Annotated in this window: 1 protein-coding gene, 3 tRNA genes and 1 pseudogene; 1 reads left to right on the forward strand and 4 read right to left on the reverse strand. The window is 72.2% G+C overall.

Going from position 1 to position 2,274, the window contains the following annotated elements:
* Nucleotides 1-127 precede the first annotated feature (127 nt).
* The 4 genes from KBX39_RS29225 to KBX39_RS29240 form a co-directional block, all read right to left on the reverse strand.
* Nucleotides 128-200, reverse strand: a tRNA-Glu gene (locus KBX39_RS29225).
* 162 nt (nucleotides 201-362) lie between these two features.
* Nucleotides 363-435: transfer RNA gene (locus KBX39_RS29230), tRNA-Glu, on the reverse strand.
* A 76-nt stretch (nucleotides 436-511) separates the two neighbouring features.
* Nucleotides 512-583, reverse strand: a tRNA-Gln gene (locus KBX39_RS29235).
* Nucleotides 584-690: 107 nt separating this feature from the next.
* On the reverse strand, nucleotides 691-1,494 hold the full coding sequence (locus KBX39_RS29240; protein ID WP_013284528.1) for a fumarylacetoacetate hydrolase family protein: 804 nt from the start codon (nucleotides 1,492-1,494) through the stop codon (nucleotides 691-693).
* A gap of 213 nt (nucleotides 1,495-1,707) precedes the next feature.
* On the opposite strand from KBX39_RS29240, the pseudogene KBX39_RS29245 reads away from it, so the two are divergent.
* A pseudogene (locus KBX39_RS29245) lies at nucleotides 1,708-2,274 on the forward strand (hypothetical protein); the annotation flags it as partial.

Here is a 2,274-nt window from a genome sequence, read left to right on the forward strand (position 1 = left end):
CTCGCGTAGATCATCACGTTGGCGGCATGTTTGATCGCCCCGACTGCCGCAAACTTCATGATCAACGGGGTGGGGCGGGGACTGCGAACGGCCCGCCTCGCGTAGCGAGACGGGCCGTTCGGTGACGTAGCCCCGACCGGATTCGAACCGGCGCTACCGCCTTGAGAGGGCGGCGTCCTGGGCCGCTAGACGACGGGGCCAGGCACTTGTCCTGCTTCGCCGCCCTGCCGGGTGGCGTGGCAGTAGTCTAGCGGCATCGCGTCCGGCACCGCGCCGCGGGGGTCACCCCCACCGCACGCGGAAAACGTTGCCCGGACAGCAGAAAGCCCGCCCCGGGGAAACGGGACGGGCTGTCGGTGCTGTAGCCCCGACCGGATTCGAACCGGCGCTACCGCCTTGAGAGGGCGGCGTCCTGGGCCGCTAGACGACGGGGCCAGAACCTTCATTGCACTCCGCCAGCGTGAGCTGCCGGAATCCAGCGTCCGCGAGCTCTTGCGAACCCGCGGCTGCGCTGGGGTACCAGGACTCGAACCTAGACTAACTGAACCAGAATCAGTCGGGCTGCCAATTACCCCATACCCCATTGGCCCCTTGCGGCGCCGGGAATGAACTTTACCCTCCCGGTGCCGACAGGCCAAATCCAACCCCTCGAAACCCACCTGACCAGCGGAAACGAGGCATCGGAGCGAATCAGGCGACAGGGACCACCGGGTTGCTGAGCTCCCCGATCCCCTGGATCCGCACGGTGACCGTATCCCCCTCGGTGAGCGGACTAACCCCCGCCGGCGTGCCGGTCAGGACCACGTCGCCGGGCAGCAGCGTCATCACGTGCGAGATGTACGACACCAGGCCCGGTACGTCGAACACCATGTCCTTGGTCCGGCCGAGCTGGCGTACCTCCATCTCCTCCGGGTTGCGGCCCACCTCACACCGGATCTCCAGGTCGCTCACGTCGAGCCCGGTGGTGATCCACGGCCCGATCGGGCAGAACGAGTCGAAGCCCTTGGCGCGGGTCCACTGGCCGTCGGAGCGCTGGAGGTCCCGCGCGGTGACGTCGTTGGCGCAGGTGTAGCCGAAGATGGCCCGCTCGGCGGCGGCCCGGTCGGCCCGGCGGGCGCCCGGAGCGCCGATCACCACGGCGAGTTCCGCCTCGTGCTCGACCTGCTTGGAGAAGATCGGCAGCCGGATCGCGTCGCGCGGACCGATGACCGACGTGGACGGCTTGAGGAAGAGCAGCGGCTCCTTCGGCACCTCGCTGCCGTGTTCGGCGGCGTGCTCGGCGTAGTTGCGGCCGACGCAGACCACCTTGCTGGGCAGGATCGGCGACAGCAGCCGGACGTCGGAGAGCGCCCAGCGGGCGCCGGAGAACTGGATCTGCCCGAACGGGTGGCCCTCGATCTCGGCGATGGTCAGGCCCTGCGGCCCGGCCTCCGGCTCGCCCTCGACGACCCCGAACGACATTCCCTTGGCATGAGCGAAACGAGCGATACGCACCCGGCCAATCTATCCCCGCCCGCGCGGCGCCCGTCGGACACCGGCAGGCAGCGCGCCCGGCGGCCCGCGCCGCACCCCTCGCCGCCCGCCGGTGCCGGGACCGGCGAGAGAGCGACAGGGTACGCCGGATCGCGCCGGACGGGGCGGGAATGGCGGCTTCGTACCCGCCCGGCGGGGCCCGGCCCATAGCTTCGGTTCCGGAGGTTCGTTGGTATGCCTGCATCGAGACGACACCACAAGGCCCTGGCAGTGTTCGTGAACTGCCTCGGCGTCATCGCCGCCGTACCGGCGCTGTCCCCGGCGACGCCCCGCGCGGCCGAAACCCCCGCCCGACCGGCTCCACCGCCGGCCGCCGTCCCGGTCGCCCTGCCCGGCGCGGGGGCGACCCCGATCCCGACCGGCGTGCCGGCGGTCCCGCCGGCGGTGCCGACCACCGGCCCGGCGCCGGTCCGCCCGTCGATGCCGCCGGTGAGCGTGGCGGTCGGCGCGGCGGGCACTCCGGCGCCGGGTTACCGGATCGAGGTCCGCAACGCCGGCACGGCGCCGGTCGACACGATGGTGCGGCAGGAGCTGCCGAGCGGGTCGCGGGCCACCACGGTGACCGGCGGCGGGCGGACCACCCGGCCCGCCGGGTCCAGCGCCGGGGAGGTGACGTGGCGGCTGCGCCTGCCGGCGAAGAGCACCACCACGTTGCACACCGCGCTGTCGGTTCCCGGCCCGGGCCGGTCGGTGACCGCGCCCACCTGCGTCTACGGCACCGACGGCACGCGCCCGTACGAC

It is taken from the genome of Micromonospora sp. D75, assembly GCF_018070405.1.
In the GTDB taxonomy this organism is placed as follows: Bacteria; Actinomycetota; Actinomycetes; order Mycobacteriales; family Micromonosporaceae; genus Micromonospora; species Micromonospora chalcea.